Source organism: Oceanisphaera sp. IT1-181, assembly GCF_033807535.1.
Taxonomy (GTDB): Bacteria; Pseudomonadota; Gammaproteobacteria; order Enterobacterales; family Aeromonadaceae; genus Oceanimonas.
On the sequence record NZ_CP136856.1, the window covers coordinates 2,980,454 to 3,000,237 of the forward strand.

18 protein-coding genes and 1 tRNA gene are annotated in these 19,784 nt (G+C 49.8%); 6 read left to right on the forward strand and 13 right to left on the reverse strand.

What is annotated here, in order from left to right; all coding sequences use genetic code 11:
* Positions 1–77: 77 nt before the first annotated feature.
* Together rlmD and mscL are read right to left on the reverse strand one after the other, a co-directional pair.
* Positions 78–1,430, reverse strand: a complete 1,353-nt coding sequence (gene rlmD / locus R0134_RS13185; protein WP_319782411.1) for a 23S rRNA (uracil(1939)-C(5))-methyltransferase RlmD — start codon at positions 1,428–1,430, stop codon at positions 78–80.
* Between the two features lie 308 nt (positions 1,431–1,738).
* A complete protein-coding gene (mscL, locus tag R0134_RS13190) occupies positions 1,739–2,206 on the reverse strand; it encodes a large conductance mechanosensitive channel protein MscL (protein ID WP_413641405.1) in 468 nt (155 codons plus the stop codon).
* Between the two features lie 150 nt (positions 2,207–2,356).
* On the opposite strand from mscL, the gene R0134_RS13195 reads away from it, so the two are divergent.
* Complete coding sequence (locus R0134_RS13195) at positions 2,357–2,827, forward strand: hypothetical protein (protein WP_319782412.1); 471 nt, start codon at positions 2,357–2,359, stop codon at positions 2,825–2,827.
* A gap of 292 nt (positions 2,828–3,119) precedes the next feature.
* On the opposite strand, the gene R0134_RS13200 is transcribed toward R0134_RS13195, so the two are convergent.
* A tRNA-Leu gene (locus R0134_RS13200) sits at positions 3,120–3,204 on the reverse strand.
* Positions 3,205–3,426: 222 nt separating this feature from the next.
* Between R0134_RS13200 and R0134_RS13205 the strand changes: the two genes are divergently transcribed.
* Complete coding sequence (locus tag R0134_RS13205) at positions 3,427–3,960, forward strand: RDD family protein (protein WP_319782413.1); 534 nt, start codon at positions 3,427–3,429, stop codon at positions 3,958–3,960.
* Positions 3,961–4,031: 71 nt separating this feature from the next.
* On the opposite strand, the gene lptG is transcribed toward R0134_RS13205, so the two are convergent.
* Both lptG and lptF read right to left on the reverse strand, forming a co-directional pair.
* The gene (gene lptG, locus R0134_RS13210) at positions 4,032–5,102 is read right to left on the reverse strand and encodes an LPS export ABC transporter permease LptG (RefSeq protein WP_319782414.1); all 1,071 of its coding nucleotides are present in this window, start codon (positions 5,100–5,102) and stop codon (positions 4,032–4,034) included.
* Positions 5,102–6,211, reverse strand: a complete 1,110-nt coding sequence (gene lptF / locus R0134_RS13215) for an LPS export ABC transporter permease LptF (protein ID WP_319782415.1) — start codon at positions 6,209–6,211, stop codon at positions 5,102–5,104. Before lptF ends, lptG begins: the two co-directional genes overlap by 1 nt.
* 161 nt (positions 6,212–6,372) lie before the next feature.
* Between lptF and pepA the strand changes: the two genes are divergently transcribed.
* Genes pepA through R0134_RS13230 form a run of 3 tightly spaced genes read left to right on the forward strand, consistent with a single transcriptional unit; the run spans position 6,373 to position 11,202 of the window.
* Positions 6,373–7,884, forward strand: coding sequence for a leucyl aminopeptidase (gene pepA, locus R0134_RS13220; RefSeq protein WP_319782416.1), 1,512 nt, complete (start codon positions 6,373–6,375; stop codon positions 7,882–7,884).
* Between the two features lie 2 nt (positions 7,885–7,886).
* A complete protein-coding gene (locus tag R0134_RS13225; protein WP_319782417.1) occupies positions 7,887–8,333 on the forward strand; it encodes a DNA polymerase III subunit chi in 447 nt (148 codons plus the stop codon).
* 4 nt (positions 8,334–8,337) lie between these two features.
* The gene (locus tag R0134_RS13230) at positions 8,338–11,202 is read left to right on the forward strand and encodes a valine--tRNA ligase (RefSeq protein ID WP_319782418.1); all 2,865 of its coding nucleotides are present in this window, start codon (positions 8,338–8,340) and stop codon (positions 11,200–11,202) included.
* Between the two features lie 168 nt (positions 11,203–11,370).
* Here R0134_RS13230 and osmB read toward each other — a convergent pair whose 3' ends face one another.
* Both osmB and R0134_RS13240 read right to left on the reverse strand, forming a co-directional pair.
* Positions 11,371–11,589, reverse strand: coding sequence for an osmotically-inducible lipoprotein OsmB (osmB, locus tag R0134_RS13235; protein WP_319782419.1), 219 nt, complete (start codon positions 11,587–11,589; stop codon positions 11,371–11,373).
* Between the two features lie 121 nt (positions 11,590–11,710).
* Positions 11,711–12,124 (reverse strand): hypothetical protein, encoded by a 414-nt coding sequence (locus R0134_RS13240; protein ID WP_319782420.1) that lies wholly within the window; start codon positions 12,122–12,124, stop codon positions 11,711–11,713.
* Positions 12,125–12,580: 456 nt separating this feature from the next.
* Here R0134_RS13240 and R0134_RS13245 point away from each other — a divergent pair, with 456 nt between their 5' ends.
* Positions 12,581–13,171: a GNAT family N-acetyltransferase gene (locus R0134_RS13245; protein ID WP_319782421.1), complete on the forward strand. Its 591-nt coding sequence runs from the start codon at positions 12,581–12,583 to the stop codon at positions 13,169–13,171.
* Positions 13,172–13,237: 66 nt separating this feature from the next.
* On the opposite strand, the gene rraB is transcribed toward R0134_RS13245, so the two are convergent.
* The 6 genes from rraB to lpxC all read right to left on the reverse strand — a co-directional run bounded on the left by rraB (position 13,238) and on the right by lpxC (position 19,761).
* Positions 13,238–13,582 carry a ribonuclease E inhibitor RraB gene (gene rraB, locus R0134_RS13250; RefSeq protein ID WP_174664631.1) on the reverse strand — a complete coding sequence of 115 codons (345 nt, stop codon included), beginning with the start codon at positions 13,580–13,582 and terminating at the stop codon, positions 13,238–13,240.
* A 66-nt stretch (positions 13,583–13,648) separates the two neighbouring features.
* On the reverse strand, positions 13,649–14,368 hold the full coding sequence (locus tag R0134_RS13255; protein ID WP_319782422.1) for a 1-acylglycerol-3-phosphate O-acyltransferase: 720 nt from the start codon (positions 14,366–14,368) through the stop codon (positions 13,649–13,651).
* A gap of 140 nt (positions 14,369–14,508) precedes the next feature.
* Positions 14,509–14,751 (reverse strand): hypothetical protein, encoded by a 243-nt coding sequence (locus R0134_RS13260; RefSeq protein WP_319782423.1) that lies wholly within the window; start codon positions 14,749–14,751, stop codon positions 14,509–14,511.
* A gap of 329 nt (positions 14,752–15,080) precedes the next feature.
* Positions 15,081–17,807, reverse strand: coding sequence for a preprotein translocase subunit SecA (gene secA, locus R0134_RS13265; protein ID WP_319782424.1), 2,727 nt, complete (start codon positions 17,805–17,807; stop codon positions 15,081–15,083).
* Positions 17,808–17,857: 50 nt separating this feature from the next.
* Positions 17,858–18,745: a peptidoglycan DD-metalloendopeptidase family protein gene (locus R0134_RS13270; protein WP_319782425.1), complete on the reverse strand. Its 888-nt coding sequence runs from the start codon at positions 18,743–18,745 to the stop codon at positions 17,858–17,860.
* Between the two features lie 92 nt (positions 18,746–18,837).
* Positions 18,838–19,761: a UDP-3-O-acyl-N-acetylglucosamine deacetylase gene (gene lpxC / locus R0134_RS13275; RefSeq protein WP_319782426.1), complete on the reverse strand. Its 924-nt coding sequence runs from the start codon at positions 19,759–19,761 to the stop codon at positions 18,838–18,840.
* Positions 19,762–19,784: the final 23 nt, after the last annotated feature.

The window sequence follows — 19,784 nt, forward strand, 5'->3', positions numbered from 1 at the left end:
GATAACAGTTATCATTAACGTCAAGAGCAAGCTTTTCTTCTGCTAGCCACACTCTTACTGTTACGAGATTAAACGAGCTAGCCCTGCCAAGTAAGTAATACTACGGCTTCTACATGCATGGTATGAGGGAACATATCTACCGGTGTGGCCTGCTCTAATCTAAAGCCGCGCTCCGTTAGCCAAGCCAAATCACGAGCCAAGCTTTTAGGATTGCATGACACATATACCAAGCGGCTCGGCTGCATTTCGATTAAGGTTTCAAGCAAGGCCTGATCACAGCCTTTGCGCGGCGGATCCACCACTACCAGATCTGCACTCACCCCTTGCGCATACAGCTGTGGTACTACTTGTTCGGCAGACCCTTCAAGAAATTCAATATTGGCCAGGCCATTAAGCTCGGCATTAGTGCGCGCATCAAGAATGGCCTCAGGCACGATTTCGATGCCATACACGTTGCGGGCATGGCGCGCCAAAAATAGGCTAATAGTGCCGATGCCACAATAGAGGTCGAATGCCACCTCATACGCTTTTGGCGCCGCCAAGCGCAGCGCTTCTTGATATAAGGCTTCGGTTTGCTTGGGGTTTATTTGATAAAAAGACTGCGCGGAAATAGCAAACTGCAAACCGGCTAAGCTATCAACTATTGCTTCTTTACCCCACAATAACCGAGTCTCAGGCCCTAATACTCGATTACCATTATAAGTATTGATATTAAGCATCACGCTGGCTAACCCTTCAATGGTGCCAAGTGTGGTAAGCAGGTGCGCCAGCGCCGCCGCCGTTGGCACCTCTGCCACCACCAGCACCACCATTAGCTCGTTAGTATTAACACCATTGCGCACCATAAGGTGGCGCACACTACCTTGTTGACGGACTTCGTTATAAGCCGACACTTGCTGTTCCTGCATCCAAGCGCCCACTCCTGCCACTACCTCTGTGGTTGCAGCAGCTTGTACCCGGCATTCTTTTACTTCAATCAATTGATGGCTGTGCTTAGCATAAAAACCAATTTTCGGTTCTTTGTTCAGCCCTGAACGCACCGCGTATTGCGCCTTATTGCGATAGTTAAAGGGTTCACTCATGCCTAAGGTGTCGGCCACCGCGCAATCTAGCCCCTTGGCTTGCAGCGCTTCCATCAATAACTGGCGTTTAAGCACTAACTGCGCCTCATAATCCATCACCCGCAACTGACAGCCACCACAGGCGGTATAGACACAAAAGTCCGGGCGGCGAGAGGAGGCCGACTCTAACAGGCGCAGTAACTTACCTTGGGCAAAATGTGGTTTAACTACCGTCAGCATCACTTCCACCTGCTCACCGGGCAAGGCACCTTCCACATACAAAGGCCGCCCGTTAAGGCTGGCGATGCCATCGCCTTTATCAGTGAGTACTTCTATGGTGGCGTTAATTTGCTGACCGAGTTTTAACATGCAATACACTCTTTACCTGAAATGGCATAAGCCAAAGTGTGACGCTAAACAGCAAAATAAGTATCAAAGACTCAGCAGGCCATTAGCTAACGAAGGATAATAATGACCGTATAACTTGGTCGAAAAGACAAAAAAGCAGGCTATTCTACTTGATCGAGGCGGTGGCACAAACAAAGCTGGTGCTTATTTTTTCAACTTAGCGAAGTCGAGCTCTACTGTTACTGGACTGAAAGAATAAAGGCAAAAATAAGGCTCAAAAAATCCCGCAGGCTCGGGATTGACATAGATACTGGCAGCTTAGGGTAAGGCTATTTTTGCTGCTGTTTAAGCGCATCACGTATTTCACGCAACAGCTGTATATCTTCTGGCGTGGGCGCAGGGGCGACGGTCACTACTTCTTGTTCGCGATGCAAAGAGTCGCGCATGCGATTGATCATTTTCACCATGATAAACACCACAAACGCCAGCAAGACGAAGTTAATAAACACCGTCACAAAACTGCCCCAATATAAGACCACAGCACCGGCGGCACTTAACGCTTCTTGCGTTTGCGGGCCTGTGTAGCCTTCTGGAGCACGCAGCACTAGCAACTTATTGGAAAAATCCACATCGCCACCGAGAATAAAGTTAATCACTGGCATAAGTACATCGCGCACTAAAGAGTCGATGATCTTACTGAAAGCACCGCCTATGATCACACCCACCGCCAAATCAATCATGTTGCCTTTAACGGCAAACTCACGAAATTCCTTAATAAAGCCGATTTTTTTACTCATAACAGTCTTCCTATGTAAGATGTTTTAATAATTCGAGTAACTAAAGAAGTCGAGTAAATGGAAAAAATTGAGGGACAGCCTATCGAGCATAGCTCTTTATTGAGTCTTGCACCTCTGAACAACCGAGACCGCTAGCTGCAAGGAAGACCCATGATCTTTGATATTCACAGTTGGATAACCGCCTCCAATCTCGCACACCAACATTCACGCCATAGCTGCAGCCAGCTTGGCACGCACTTCACTGGTTTCTTTAGCGCTGAGTTACTTAACAGCGCGGGCTTTGTGATAGTGGATGAACTGCCCAGCCCGCCGATGGATGTGGTAATGCAACTGGGTTTAGGCCAATTATTAAGCCCCAACGCCGTTGGTATCAACCTTGATGATACCTATTATTTAAAACCTAAGGCCGTCGGCCAACTCAGAGTACACTTTCATAAGTTGGTCCATGTTTTACAATGGCAAGCATTGGGCCCCGGCCCTTTTATTAAGCGCTACATCAGTGAGGTTATAAAATACGGTTATCGCCAAGCGCCATTAGAAGAGCAAGCTTACGGCTTTGAAGAGAGATTTGTCGCAGATCCTAGGGATCCGTTTTTGATCTTGGCAAAAGATACTATTTGAAAACTGCAGGTGAGCGCCTTGGGCTGATTTATATGCTGCGGGCCTGCTTGGTAAACGGGCTAACAGTAGACAAGGGAAAGCATTGATAGAGCAGGATAGATAAAAAGTTTATCAGGAGTTCTTTAGACATTACGAGAGGTTTTTAGATATAGCTAATGAGTCCTGGCTAATTAATAGTATAACCGCTTGAGATTTAGCTTTTAAACACTAGAGTCAGCTCGTTGTGAGCTAGATATTGCAGAGTATATCTTTTAGAAAGGTATTACTGTAAAGAAGAGTCTTGCTTATAAAGTGGTAGCGGTGGGCGGACTTGAACCGCCACGCCCGAAGGCAACGGATTTTGAATCCGTCGTGTATACCAATTTCACCACACCGCCACTATTTTCACTTACTTTATTCACCGTTACTGAAGCTTTGCTTAAGTAACTTGCTCCACCTTGGGAACGAGGTGAATTATACGTATCCAGAGCCCCGCCGCAAGCAGAATATTAACTTTATGATGCTGACTGCGCACAAATCGCGCAATTGCAGATTGTTTGACCGCTCTGCGTACAAAAATGACCACAGGCTCAAGGGTTTGCTAGAATGGCACACCTTAAATGATTCGTAACAGGTTGGTAGTGGTAGTGGCTTCTTATTCTGAATATGTAGGTTTAGAGCGCGCAGGATTAATGCGCCGCTTAGCAGCTTGGTTGTATGACCTATTAGTGGTGATTTCACTGCTGATGGTGGCGGGGTTTATCTACTTTGGCTTAACGGTACTGATGCTAAAGCTCGGCTGGATAAGCTTAGGTACTCACGAAGACACCGCCGCTTTGTTAAGTGCTAGCCGCTGGTATCAGCTGTGCTTACTGGCGGTCGGCCTATTTTTTTATTGCTGGTTTTGGCGCACCAGCGGCCAAACCATCGGCATGCGCGCTTGGCGCTTACGGGTACAAAATACCGACGGCAGTCGCTTACGCTTAGCTCAATGCATTATTCGCGCCGCCTGCGCCCTGCTCGGCTTGGGTAATTTATGGTTGGTGTTTAATCCGCGCACTAAGTTAGCACTGCAAGATAAGATTGCTGACTGCGAGATGATAGTGATGAGCAAAGAGCTCAATAAGCAATTGTTAGATAAGAAACCAGCTTAAGAGTAATAAGTGCAGGGTGAGGTGCCGTCTTTAACACCTCACTTTTTACGCTTCACGACTCACATTCTTATCTAGGCCCGCTTATTCAGTAATGCCAAGGCGATACCAATAAACAACAGACTAGGTCCCAGCGCTCCGATAAAGGGCGGCACGTGATAAACCAAGCTTATAGGGCCAAACACTTGGTTAGACACATAGAAACCAAAGCCAAATAGAATACCCAGTAACAGGCGCGCGCCCATGGTCACACTGCGCAGTGCACCAAATACAAACGAAGACGCCAGCAACATCATGGCAATCACCATCACGGGTTGCAGTGCTTTACGCCAAAACTCTAGCGCATATAAGCCACTGTCTTGACCGTTATCAGCTAAATAGCCCTGATACTCCCACAAGCCACGCATCGATAACTCATTAGGATCAATCGCTACTACGCCGAGCTTTTCTGGCGTTAAGCTAGTTTGCCAATCTCGTGTGTCTTCATGCTGGGTGTTGATGGAAACGCCGGCATTAAACAAGGTGTCGGTAACATTGGTTAAACGCCACAGTGGCTCTTGGTAAGTGGCACTTTCGGCCTGCGTGATGCGCGAGAGGCGGGTATTTTCATCGAAGTAATACAGCGTAATGTCACTTAAAGTCCCATCGCGCTTGGCTTGGCCAATATTAATATAAGCGTCGTTGTCTTTGGCCCACACGCCATAGACCGACAACACGACTTGGCCGCCGGACTTAGCTTGGCTGCGTAAGTCATCTGAGGCTAACTTGGTGGCCGGTGCCACATATTCACCCACCAGCATAATTACCAGCATCAACGGCAAGGTGGTTTTTAGCGCACTCACCACTATATTGAATCGCGAGCGACCGGCAGACTGCATCACCACTAGTTCACTATTACTGGCCATTTGTCCCAAACCGATTAAGCCACCCAATAAGGCGGCAATCGGAAAGAACAGCACTATTTCTTGGGGCATAGACAGCAACACAAAATAAAACGCCGACAGTAAGGTATAAGTCCCCTCGCCCACGCTTCTCAGCTGCTCCACATAACGGATAATGGCCGCCAAACCCACCAAGGTCAGCTCGCACAACAAAATGGCCATTAAAACGGTACGGCCAATATATCGGTCAAAAATAGTGAACATCAGGCTGCCTTATTACGTTTATATTTTTCGCGAGTCCGACTCCACCAAGCGGTTTCTCGTAAATTAAGCGGCAACGCCACCAGTAGCAAGAACACTATAGGTACCGTATACAGGCCCGGATAAATCGGCATACTGCCCCCTTCTACTGCGGAGCGTGAGGCACTTTGTAATAAAAAATACGCCAGATACAACAAGATAGCAGGCAGCAATTTCGCGTAGCGACCTTGGCGGGGGTTAATCACCGCCAGCGGCACCACTACCAACACCAAGACCAGCATGGATAAAGGTAACACTAGACGCCATTGCAGCTCGGTTTTATCGAGCAGCTCCTGAGAGTGGCTCAGGGTTTTGCTATCTAGCGCCGATTCTTTGCGTTCCACTTCGCCAATTTCGCTGGCGCGAATAAAGGCGCTGTATTCATCAAACTCGGCCACATCAAACGCGCGCGTGCCCGGCACCCCGCTGTAACGGCGACCTTCATCTAGCGTCAGCCATTGGCCGCCATCGCGCTCTTGAAAGCGGCCACTGTTAGCCACCACTATGCTGGGCGCCTGATCGGTTTGCCCACGTTGCACCACAAACAGCCGATTAAGACTGCTGCCAGAATCTTCAGGGTTGAGCTGCTCTATATAAGCCACCACACGACCGTTATCCAGATTCATAAACCGCGCTTGGCGCAATAACGAAATACCCGAATCGGATTTAACCTGCTCCCGAACCTGATAAATTTGCGCCTTCGACCAAGGGTTTAGCCACAAAGAATTGGCTAACGCGGCTGCCGTCCATAACAGCGCCAGCACTAAGGTGACGGTCATGATTTTGCCTGGACCTATGCCCACGGCGCGCATTACCGTCATCTCACTCTCCGCATACAAGCGGCCGTGAGCGAATAAGATGCCCAAGAATAAGCTGATGGGTAACATCAAGGTCGCCATGTCCGGCATATTAAGCAGCAACAGCTTACCGACTAAACCGACGGGTATAGTGCCGCTAGCAGCGCCCGCCAATACCTCGATAAAATTCTGGCTGACAAAAATAAGCAGCAGCACGAATAACACAGCAAGCTGCGTTTTTAGGGTTTCCCAAAACAAATAGCGAAATGCAATCACCGTAAATCCCAGTGTTAACTTGTCTTTTCAATGGAAACGCTTAAGAATAAGCGTAAAATCACGATTTTCGCACCTTATGTGTGCGAAAATCTGCATGTTTTTGCGACGATCATCATTATCCTTGATCTAACGCTCATTGTCTTCAAGCGGTAGGAGAATCCATGGAGTTCAGTGTTAAAAGTGGTAGCCCCGAGAAACAGCGTAGTGCCTGTATCGTGGTCGGCGTGTTTGAACCCCGTCGTCTGTCTCCGGTAGCCGAACAGCTGGATAAAATCAGCGACGGTTACTTGAGTGCCCTGTTGCGCCGCGGCGATCTGGAAGGCAAAGCCGGCCAGATGTTACTGTTACATCAAGTACCGGGCGTGCTCAGCGAGCGTGTGTTGCTGGTCGGTTGTGGCAAAGAGCGCGAGCTAGACGAGCGTCAGTATAAACAAATTATTCGCAACACCATTAATACGCTTAACGACACAGGTTCAATGGAAGCAGTGTGCTTTTTAACCGAGCTGCACGTCAAGGGTAGAGATACTTATTGGAAAGTGCGCCAAGCGGTAGAAACCACCAAAGCCAGCCTGTATAGCTTTGATCAGTTTAAGACTAATAAAGCCGAACCGCGCCGCCCCTTGCGCAAAATGGTGTTTAACGTGCCCACCCGTCGCGAGTTGCCCATTGGCGAACGTGCCGTAGCACACGGCTTAGCCGTGGCCCGTGGCGTAAGAGTCTGTCGTGATGTGGCTAATATGCCGCCTAACGTCTGTAACCCAGCCTACTTGGCCTCACAGGCGCGCCAGCTGGCGGATGCCTGGGACAACATTACCACTCGCGTGATTGGCGAAGAAGAAATGGCCGAGCTGGGCATGAATTCCTATTTGGCCGTAGCCCGTGGCTCACGCAATGAAGCCATGATGGCCATCATTGAATATAAAGGTCATCCAGACCCAGATGCGCGCCCCATCGTATTAGTTGGCAAAGGCCTGACCTTTGATGCGGGCGGCATTTCACTGAAACCCGGCGAAGGCATGGATGAAATGAAGTACGACATGGGCGGTGCTGCCGCCGTGCTGGGCACCATGCAAGCCTTGGCCGAACTGCAACTGCCCATTAACGTGGTGGCAGTATTAGCCGGCTGTGAAAACATGCCTGACGGCAACGCCTATCGTCCGGGTGATATTCTGACCAGCATGTCTGGCCAAACCATCGAAGTGTTAAACACGGACGCCGAAGGCCGCTTGGTATTATGCGATGCCCTGACCTTTGTCGAGCGCTACGATCCGGAGGTGGTAGTAGACGTGGCAACCTTAACCGGTGCCAGTATTATTGCGCTGGGTCACCACACGTCAGCTTTGATGGCCAACCATAACCCGCTGGCTCATGAGCTGCTTAATGCCTCCGAGCAAGCAGGCGATCGCGCTTGGCGTCTGCCGATGGGTGATGAGTATAACGAGCAGTTAGAAAGCCCGTTTGCCGACATGGCCAATATCGGCGGTCGCGCTGCGGGTGCTATTACTGCTGCCTGTTTCTTGGCACGCTTCACCAAAAAGTACCAGTGGGCGCACTTAGATGTGGCCGGTACCGCTTGGGTGAGCGGCAAGAATAAAGGCGCCACCGGTCGTCCGGTGCCCTTGTTGACCCAGTTTTTATTGAACCGGGCCGGCGTTAACAATATCGAAGAGTGAGCATGAGCCAAGGCTGTTTTTATTTGCTGCCAGAATCCGCGACGCCTGAGTCGACGGTCGCGTGGGTGTGTGAACTGACCACCGACTTCTATCGCCAAGGGCTGGGTGTGTTTATTCACGCCCAAGATCAACGCCAAGCCGAGGCGCTGGATGAGGCGCTCTGGCAGCAGCCAGCCGATGGTTTTATTGCCCATAATCTGCAAGGCGAAGGTCCCCCCCAAGGGGCGCAGGTCATCATCGGCTGGCAGCCCCCCAAAAATGGCCGTGCAGTATTGATCAATCTGGCGCCCACGGCGCCAGACTTTGCGCGCCGCTTTAACCAACTCGTGGACTTTGTGCCCGCAGATGACGCAGGCAAACAACAAGCGCGCGAGCGCTTTAAAGTTTATCGTCAGGCAGGTTTTACGCTTATAACCGCCCCCGTCCCTTCCCAAACTCAAGACGAATAACATCATGGAAAAAACATTTAATCCCACGGCTATTGAACAAGCCATGTATCAGCAATGGGAAAACAAGGGCTACTTTAAGCCTCATGGCGACACCAGCAAACCTGCTTATAGCATTATGATACCGCCACCTAACGTGACCGGTAGCCTGCATATGGGCCATGCGTTTCAAGACACCATCATGGACACCCTCATTCGTTATCAGCGTATGCAGGGCAAAAATACCTTATGGCAGGTGGGCACCGACCACGCGGGCATCGCCACGCAAATGGTGGTGGAACGCAAGATCGCCGCCGAAGAAGACAAAACTCGTCACGATTACGGCCGTGAAGCCTTTATCGATAAAATTTGGGATTGGAAAAAAGAGTCCGGCGGCACCATCACTCAGCAGCTGCGTCGCTTAGGCACGTCTGTGGATTGGGAGCGTGAGCGCTTTACCATGGATGACGGTTTGTCGAACGCGGTAAAAGAAGTGTTCGTGCAGTTGTACCAAGACGACCTGATTTATCGCGGTAAACGCTTGGTAAACTGGGATCCGAAACTCAACACCGCCATCTCAGACTTAGAAGTAGAAAACCGCGAAGTGAAAGGCCATATGTGGCACTTTCGCTACCCACTCGCCGATGGTGCGACCACTACCGATGGCAAAAACTACCTAGTAGTGGCCACCACGCGTCCGGAAACCATGCTCGGCGATACCGCCGTGGCAGTGAACCCGAAAGATCCACGCTATCAGAGCCTGATTGGTAAGTTTATCGACTTACCGCTTGTGGGCCGCCGTATCCCGATTGTCAGTGATGACCATGCAGACATGGAAAAAGGCACGGGTTGCGTAAAAATCACTCCCGCCCACGATTTTAATGATGCGGAAGTGGGCAAGCGCCATCAGCTGCCATTAATTAATATCCTGACCTTGGATGCACACATTCGCGATCTTGCCGAAGTGTTCACCAGCAAAGGCGAAGTGAGCGATGTTTACTCCGATGCCCTGCCTGCTGAGTTTCACGGTTTAGAACGCTATGCAGCCCGTAAAGCCATCGTTAGCGCACTGGACGAGTTAGGCTTGCTCGATAGCGTGAAAGCTCACGACTTAACCGTGCCTTACGGGGATCGCGGCGGCGTGCCTATTGAGCCGATGCTGACCGACCAATGGTATGTACGCGCAGCACCGCTTGCCGAAGTGGCCACTAAAGCCGTAGAAGACGGTGAAATCGAGTTTGTGCCTAAGCAATACGAGAACATGTATTTTTCGTGGATGCGTGATGTACAAGATTGGTGTATTTCTCGCCAACTGTGGTGGGGCCATCGTATTCCTGCCTGGTACGATACCGACGGTACAGTCTACGTTGGCCGCGATGAAGCGGAAGTGCGTGCTACTTATAAGCTGGGCGCCGAGGTTGCACTGAATCAAGACGAAGACGTGCTCGACACTTGGTTTAGCTCGGCACTCTGGACCTTCTCTACTCAAGGTTGGCCAGAAAAAACGCCGGACTTAGCGACCTTCCATCCGAGCAGCGTGCTAGTCACCGGCTTTGATATTATTTTCTTCTGGGTGGCGCGCATGATCATGATGACCATGCACTTCATTAAAGATGAAAACGGCAAGCCGCAAGTACCCTTTAAAACCGTGTACGTGACGGGTCTGATCCGTGACGAAAACGGCGATAAAATGTCAAAATCTAAGGGTAACGTGCTCGATCCCTTAGATATGATTGACGGTATCGACCTTGAGTCTTTGGTGACCAAGCGTACCGGCAATATGATGCAGCCAAAACTGGCCGCCAAAATAGAAAAAGATACCCGCACCACCTTTGCCGACGGCATTGAAGCCCACGGTACCGATGCGCTGCGCTTTACCTTGGCGGCTATGGCCTCTACCGGTCGTGACATTAACTGGGATATGCGTCGTTTAGACGGCTATCGCAGCTTCTGTAATAAGCTGTGGAACGCCTCCCGCTACGTGTTGATGAGCACCGAAGATCAAGACTGCGGCTTTAACTCTGGCGCAACTGCCGGCGAGCTCAGCTACTCGTTAGCCGATCGTTGGATCCAAGCCCAACTGCAAGTGACCATCACCGAAGTGCGTGAAGCCCTAGACAGCTATCGCTTCGACCGCGCCGCCAATGCGCTCTATGAGTTCATCTGGCACCAGTTCTGTGACTGGTACTTAGAACTGACCAAGCCAGTGCTGTGGCACGGCTCTGAGGCGGAACAGCGCGCGACGCGCAAGACCTTGATTGAAGTGCTCGAAACGCTGCTGCGCTTAGCACACCCGATCATGCCCTACATCACCGAAGAGATTTGGCAGCGTGTGGCACCTTTGGCTAATCGTGCTGGCGACAGCATAATGCTGGCCGCCTACCCAGAAGCGGATGCGTCTCTGGAAGATCCGGATGCCATGGCGGATCTGGAATGGGTGAAGCGCTTTATCGTCTCCATTCGTAACTTGCGTGCCGAGATGAATCTTGCGCCAAGCAAAGCCTTATCTGTGCTGTTACGCCCCGCCGGTGACGATGGTCGCCGCGCAACGGACAACGAAGCCTTCTTAAAAGCCATGGCCAAGCTAGATGCCATTACTCACTTAAGCCCGGGAGAGGAAGCACCGACTTCCACCAAACAGTTAATTGGTGAGACAGAATTGCTGCTACCCATGGCAGGCTTAATTGATAAAGACGCCGAGCTAGCGCGCTTAGGTAAAGAGCTGGACAAAGTTAAAGGTGAAATCAAGCGTATCGAAGGCAAGCTGAACAACGCCGGCTTCGTGGCTAAAGCACCCGCCGCCGTAGTTGCGGTTGAGCAAGGTAAGCTTGATGATTACCAAGCCGCCTTAACTAAGCTGATTGCTCAACAAGAGCAGATAGCAAGCCTATAAGCTTTACGCTTTACGCTTTACGCTTTACGCTTTACGCTTTACGCAACAGTAAAACAAAAAACCGACCTGCAAGGGTCGGTTTTTTTATGGTTGCATGCTGATAAAAAGCAGATATAAAAAAGGCATGCTTCTTAGCATGCCTCTTAAATCTAAAAATAAACTTATCGCTTATTTTTTACCGACTTGGTTACCAATTACACCACCCACTACGGCTCCACCTACGGTGCCTACCGTGCTACCGCCGGTTAATACTGAGCCTGCTACACCACCTGCACCAGCACCAATGGCCGTGTTACGATCGCGCTCTGACATATTACCGCACGCGGTTAAACTCAACAGTAATGTAGAAGCCAATGCAACTGTCGCTATTTTCTTGCTGCTAATCATAGTGATTACCTCTGTGCCGTGAATGTTACGTGAACGCTATATTGGGCAGTGTACTCCCTTTAACACAAAACCACTGCCTTTATAACGAGCCTTGTGTCTAGGTCTGTCGTGGAGTAATGGTTTACGCCACCGCGTCCAGCCATAGCCAGTGAATTACTAGCACGTTAGCTATGCTGACCAACAACAAAAAGCTCACGTAAGTCATCACCATATATCGAAAGTAATTATGTCTACTGTGATGCAGTAAGCCTTGTAGCTCTTGATGCTGACGATGGGCCGCGGCAATTTTGGCAAATAAGGTGAGCTCAAAATGCATAAGCACCAAAGTGATCAGCGTCAGCATGCTACCCAGTAAAGGAGCAATCAAAATCCAACTGCCTAATATCTGGCCGATTTCTGGCTTTAGATAAGGTACGGCCCCCAACACCACCACGGCAATGGTAATTTGAAAGAGCTTTTGCCAAATATGATCGTGACGATACTTATATTCATCCCACAGCAATACGTAGGGATCGGGGTTATGAGGGGGATACATATAAGCGCTCCTTAGCTCCTATTTTGCACACTATAGCATGAGATATCTGCGCTACTAGACATGGGACGCAGACACATAAGCCAAGAGACATAACTCAAAAGACAAAGCAAAGCACCTAACGCCACCTGATTACTTATGAACCTCAGCCATTATGCGCCCTGTTTCGGTTTGTTCTTTTATAGATGCCGGTCTGGCTCCAAGGTCAAATGGTCTGGGTTTTGTAGCAACCAATTCATTCGGCTGGCCAGCTTTGCTGGCTGCTACTGAGGTTTAGATTTAAACCAAAACATAAAACCGAGCCGAAGTCCTCTTCGCCGAAGAGACGGGCTCCTACAAGAGAATAGACATGCGCCACTCTGTAACAAATTGAATTTACTTATAAAAAATTATTGAGATATGGCTGAACATTATGGGTAATCACATAACGCCAACAGCTATTCCGCTAAGGTCGCACTCGTGCAACCTAAACACTTGGCTCATAATACTCACGCCTTGGTGGCTAAAAAGAGAAAATATGTCATGCAGTACTGCTTAACAAACCCCGATGTAGCGACTTCAGCCGCGCATCACTATCGCCTACTGAGGCTTAACGAGCCCTATGACGCGCCGCTTGCCGCCTTAATTCGTCAGGTATCGGCGGAGTATGGCCTCACCGCTGATAAAGGTTACAGCGTGGCCGACCCGCAATTAGATAAGCTGAGCGAGCTGTATCAAACAGCAGATTTTGGTTATTGGTTGTTAGTAGAGAACGATGGCACCTTAGTCGGCGGCGCCGGTTTTGCACCTGTGGCGGGTCATGCTGGCGTGTGTGAGCTACAGAAAATGTATTTATTGGCAGATGTGCGCGGCCAAGGGTTAGGCCGTTGGTTGGCAGAGAAGGTGCTGCAAGAGGCGAACTTGCGGGGTTATCAAGGTTGTTATCTTGAAACCACGCCGCTATTACCCGAGGCATTGCACTTATACCAAAAACTGGGTTTCACGCCCTGCCCGCGCTTAGGCAATAGCGGCCATGATGACTGCGAGATTACGCTAATGTTGAAGCTTTGAGTGAGGTGTGAGGTGTGAGGTGTGAGGAAGTTTCTCCTAACGTCTCACGCCTCACCCTTTACGACTTTATTCTTCGAAGTAGGTGCCCCAGCCGTCGTATTCGAGGCCGTATTTTTGAGCGATGGGCAGCAGTTCGTTGATCTGCTCCATGATGGCTGCTAATTCAAGCGGGCCGTCGGTAATGGCATCGAAGCTCAATAAGGTCTGACCGGTTTCTAGCGCTATCTCTTCCGCATCCGTCACTTCATACTCTAATTTAAAGCAATCCAGTGCGGCTTTCTCAAGCTTATCAAAGTCTTGGCCTGAAAAGTGATGCTCTAAGGTATACAAGGCGGTAGGGTTGCTGCCGTCTTCTAACAAAGAGGTAATAATCTCATTGGTTTCATCTTGCCAATGTTGCAGTTCACTCATAGCAGGCTCCTTGGCCGATAATTCAAGTTAATGTAAAGAGTAAAGGGTGAAGAGTGAGGCGTAAAATCAAGGCCGACGCGCTTCAAGATCGAGCTCAGCGATGCGATTGCTTAGGATGCTCCGACTGTGTTTGAGCAAGTCTCTAATTTGCTTAGGCTCATAGCCCTCAACGGATATTGGCGGCATAATTTCGACGATCAACTCGCCGTTATCCCAGCGATTCAAATCAACTTGGCCAAAATAACTGGAACATGCAATCGGCACTAAGGGCACTTGGGCTTGTAAGGCAATATGAAAAGCGCCGGTTTTAAAGGGCAATAAGCCTTGGCCTTTACTGCGTGTGCCTTCAGGAAACATCCAAATTGACATATTACGCTGGCGAATTTTATCTACTACCTTACCGATGGTGCTGGCTGCCTTGGCTTTGTTTTCACGATTGATCAGCAAATTGCCACTCAGCCAAAATAGCTGCCCAAACAAGGGTATCCAAAACAGACTGCTCTTGCCAATGGCCACAGTACGCGGCATAACCGCACCGGTTAGCGCAATAATGTCCCAGTTACTTTGGTGGTTGGCGATATACACCGCCGACTGTAAATCCTTAACGTGCTCATAGCCGCGAAAGATGACTTTCAAGCCCACCAAAATACAGGCCTTGTTAAATAAGCGACCGAGCAGATAGACGTTATTAGGGTGGCGCGGGCGCAACACACAAATCACTGTGCCCAAGATAAACACCACCACCATGGCCAGTACCAGTAAGAAGATTCGCAACAGCTTTAACATCAGAAAACCTCGTGTTTTGAGAGTCGGCAGTATACTGAGCAGCCCTTATATGAACAAGAGCCAGTCGTGAATGTTCACGACTGGCTCTTGTTTCATGTGCTCGCTTCGCTAACCATTAGCGGCGATAGCATACAGACTAATTAACCACGATAACGCGAGCCTCGGCCCTCTGACTCTAATCTAAAGCCTTGCACCAGTTGTTGTAGCCCCGCCACCAGTTCTGACAACTCACGACTCGCACTGGCTGTTTGCTCGGTACCGCTTGCGGTTTCTTCGCCTACACCTTGGATCTGAGTGAGGTTACGGCTGATAAGTAATCTCGCATAACTTATGTGGATAGCCAAGCTCCAAACTGCGGCGAAGCGGGTTAGTTTCAGAACCAAACCTAAAGCCAAACCGTGCTGAATAAATTTGCACCTACAAGGTCAAAACCCAGCGATAAGACAGTGGCGAAGGAGTCTTGAATCTTTTAAGAGCCTGTAACGACAAAATCCACGTTAGTTCCGCAGCATTACTTATCTTCCGTCACCGTGGCTTGCTCTTCTACTGCCGTGGCAATTTGGCGATATTATATTCTATTTACACAATAGAACGCATAAGTTTCAAATAAGAACACTTTCGACTGAGTAGCGTCTATTTGATTGCTGTTTTCCGCCTATAAAAAAACCGCCCTCGCGGGCGGTTTTTGGGTACTGCAAGGGAATGTCTTAGCTTAGCTCAGCTTACCGTGGCACTGCTTGTACTTTTTACCGGAACCACAAGGGCAAACATCGTTGCGGCCAATTTTTTGACCGTCGCGCACGAAGGGCATAGGCTCAGGGGCGGCGGCGATTGCTGCTTCCTCTTCGAGTAAACTGTCAGCCGATGCATGGCTATAGCTCTGGGGCAAGCTCTCGGCTGCTGCCCGACGCTGCTCTTCCACCACTTCTATTTCTTCTGGGCTCTGTACCTTAACGCGGCTCAATATGCTGATCACTTCACGCTTAAGATTATCTAACAGCTGGGTAAACAGCTCATAAGACTCGCGCTTGTACTCTTGCTTAGGATTCTTTTGTGCATAACCGCGTAAGTGAATCCCTTGGCGCAAATGATCCATGGCGGCCAAATGCTCCTTCCACAAAGTATCCAGCGTTTGCAGCATCACAGAGCTTTCAAACTGGCGGATCACCTCTGGGCCAACCACGGTTTCTTTCTCCGTGTAAGCTTGGGCGGCGATGGCCAATATTTGCTCGCGCAACTGCTCATCGTGCAGCTTGTCGTTTTCTTTCAACCAAGCGCTGACCGGCACTTCTAGACCAAAGTCGGCCATCAAGCGGTGCTCAAGGCCGGGCACATCCCACAGCTCTTCCAAGGACTGAGGCGGAATATACTCATCCACAATGCCGTTGATCACATCTTCACGGATCACGGTAATGGTATCGCTAATATCGGTAGCATCCAGCAACTCGTTACGCTGCTCATAGATAACTTTACGTTGATCGTTGGCGACGTCATCAAACTCGAGCAAGTTTTTACGAATGTCGAAGTTACGCGTTTCTACTTTTCGCTGGGCATTTTCGATGGCGCGGCTCACCCAAGGGTGTTCGATGGCCTCGCCTTCTTCCATGCCTAATTTCTTCATCATGCCGGTTACTCGGTCTGAGGCGAAGATACGCATCAAGGCATCTTCCATCGACAGATAGAAACGGCTTGAACCCGCGTCTCCCTGACGACCCGCACGACCGCGCAGCTGGTTATCGATACGACGCGACTCATGACGCTCGGTGCCAATAATATGCAAACCACCGGCGGCTACTACTGTATCGTGACGCACTTTCCAGGCTGCTTTAATCTCGGCGATTTGCTGCTCGCTCGGTGCTTCTAACTTGTCGATTTCTGACTGCCAGTTGCCGCCCAATACGATATCCGTACCCCGACCTGCCATGTTAGTGGCGATAGTCACCACGCCTGACTGACCCGCTTCGGCGATAATTTCGGCTTCACTTTCGTGGAACTTAGCGTTCAACACCCGATGCGAAATGCCTTCTTTGTCCAAAATGCCGGACAACAATTCAGAGTTTTCAATGGAAACAGTACCCACGAGTACCGGCTGACCGCGTTCAACACAGCCTTTAATGTCTTCCACTATCGCCAGATATTTCTCAGGCGCAGTTAAATACACCAAGTCACCCATGTCGTTACGAACCATGGGTTTATTGGTGGGGATAACCACCGTATCTAGGCCATAGATATGCTGAAACTCAAAGGCTTCAGTATCGGCGGTACCCGTCATGCCGGCCAGTTTTTCATACAATCTAAAGAAGTTTTGGAAGGTGATAGAGGCCAATGTTTGGTTTTCGTTTTGGATCTTCACCCCTTCGCGGGCTTCAACGGCCTGATGCAAACCTTCTGACCAACGACGCCCCGGCATAGTACGGCCGGTGTGCTCATCAACGATGATCACTTCGTCATCTTTGACGATGTAATCCACGTCGCGCTCAAATAAAGTATGAGCACGCAGACCCGCGTTCACGTGGGCTAACAGCGTAATGTTACTGGCAGAGAACAGTGAGTCATCTTCTTCGATAAGGCCCATGCGCTTGAGCTCTTCTTCAACGAAGATCTGGCCATTTTCGGTCAGCAACGCTTGTTTATTTTTCTCATCCACCGTGTAGTGGCCATCGCCAATATAATCTTCGGTGTCTTCTTTATCTTGCTTGACCAATTTCGGGATCAAGGTATTGATGCGAATATACAGCTCTGAGCTGTCTTCGGCGGGACCAGAAATAATCAAAGGCGTGCGCGCTTCATCGATTAACACCGAATCCACTTCATCGATCAGCGCGTAATACAGCGGACGCTGTACGCGCTGTTGCGGTGAAAACGCCATGTTGTCACGCAGATAGTCAAAACCAAATTCGTTATTGGTACCGTAAGTAATATCCGCCGCATAGGCCGCATGCTTTTCATACGAGTCCATACCCGCCAAGTTGCAATCGACGGTCATGCCTAAAAATTCAAACAAGGGACGGTTGGCTTCCGCATCGCGGCGCGCAAGATAGTCGTTAACCGTGATCACGTGTACACCACGGCCCGTCAAGGCATTCAAATACACCGGCAAAGTACCGGTCAGGGTTTTACCTTCACCGGTTTTCATCTCGGCGATTTGATTGTTATGCAACACCATGCCGCCAATCATCTGCATATCGAAATGACGCATTTCAAACACCCGGCGCGAAGCGGCACGCACGGTGGCAAAGGCTTCAGGCAATAACTGCTCTAGGGTTTCACCCTGCTCTAGACGTTGGCGAAACTCGGCGGTTTTAGCCTGCAGCTCGCTGTCGGAAAGCGCGTCAAACTTAGGCTCCATGGCATTAATTTCATTTACAACTTTGCGCATGCGCTTAAGCGTTCTGTCGTTACGACTACCCACTATCATGGTAAAAAATTTAGTGATCATGTTTGGCCAATTATGCTGATGAAAGAGAAAGCCCCTGAGGGGACCGAGATCTAATTAGGTATAAACCGCGCTGGATTCAGCTGTTTATTGCCTTTTAATACTTCATAATGCAAATGCACGCCGGTTGCACGTCCGGTACGTCCCATGCGGGCAATGAGTTGCCCTTGTTCTACATGCTCGCCCACTTCGACTAATTGCGTGTCCAGATGCGCATATCGGGTAATCCACCCTTGGCCATGGCTTATCTCCACCATGTTGCCAAAATCTCTGTGGTGTTCAGACAAGCTAACCACACCCGCAGCCGTCGCGGCAATAGGCTCACCCTGCTTGCCTCTAAAGTCTAAACCTCGGTGCCAACGGGCACGACCGCTAAAGGGATCGCGACGCTGGCCAAAACCTGAGCTCAGTTGACTAACCCCGGGAACGGGATGGCCCTGAATTTGCGTGATTTCATTGATATGGAGGTTCAACAGCATAGATTCAAGTGCTACCAGCGTGATGCCGTACTCTTGAGTTTGTGCCATCACCTGCGCCAAGGTCTGATTGAGGTCGGCAAAGCCGTTAAAGGGGCGCTGTAATAAGTTGTTGTCTACGCGGGCAACCGGCAGCTCGTCCACTAAGTCATAATCACTCACCAGCCGATTACCCATCTGGCTCACTTGTGCTAATTCCGCTTGTAATTGCCCTAAACGTTGACCGATACGGCCTAATTCACGCTGCTGCAGGCGTTTTTGTTGCTCAAGCTGTGCACTCAATACTAATTGCTGACGCTGAGCGCTTTGCCATTGGCTATAAAAAAATAACGCCGCCGCCAAGGATACCAAGATCACTAACAGTAAGCCGCGAGACTGGGACCAGAATGTGGACCAAGAAAAATGGGCTTGCGGAGCAACAGTGGCGGCTGATATAGCAGCAGGTTGCGTAGAAGATTCTTGCATAAGGGCTGTTTGCATAAGAAGAGTGGGCTACTACTGGAGAGAAAAAGAAAACACGCCAGCGCGGAGAGCAGCTGGCGTGTCTTTATACGGGCTTAAGCGGGGCTGAAAGCCGTATCGTAGTAACGAATTGGCGACTCTGCACCTTGCTCATCGAAGGTGATCATCTCCCACGCTTGGGCATCCGCTAACATGGCGCGCAACAAGGTATTGTTGAGTGCATGTCCGGTTTTATAGGCACAGAACTCACCCAAGATACTGTGGTTACACATATACAGATCGCCGATGGCGTCCAGCATCTTGTGTTTAACGAACTCGTTTGGATAACGCAATCCGTCTTCATTCAATACCTTGTACTCATCCAAGACCACAGCGTTTTCTAAGCTGCCGCCCAGTGCCAAGTTTTGCGAGTGCAGATATTCAATATCACGCATAAAACCAAAGGTACGCGCTCGGCTTAGCTCTTTAACAAACGCCGCACCGGAGAAGTCCAACACCAAATGCTGACTTTCACCCGCAAAAGCAGGATGGTCAAAGTCGATGGTCAAGTCCATCTTAAAGCCGGCGTTATAAGGCCGAAACTCAGCCCATTTATCACCGTCTTCAACGCGCACCGTCTTCTTGATGCGGATAAAGCGCTTTAACGCGTTCAGCTCGCGAATACCGCCAGACTGCAACAAATAGATAAATGGATGGGAACTGCCATCCATCACCGGTACTTCGGGTGCATCAACTTCGATAAACAAGTTATCTATGCCAAGACCCGCCAGCGCTGCAGATAAGTGTTCTATGGTCGACACCCGTACACCGTCTTCATTAATCAACGCGGTGCATAACATGGTGTCTTTCACCAAGGCCGCATCGGCCTTGATTTCGACCTGCGGGTTCAGATCGGTACGACGAAACACTATACCTGTGTTAGCCGGCGCAGGAATAAAGGTCATTTTCACCTTGTGGCCGGAGTGCAGCCCTATTCCTGTGGCTTGCACGGTATTCTTTAACGTTCGTTGTCTAATCATAAGATTGTCCGCCAGTAGCTTAT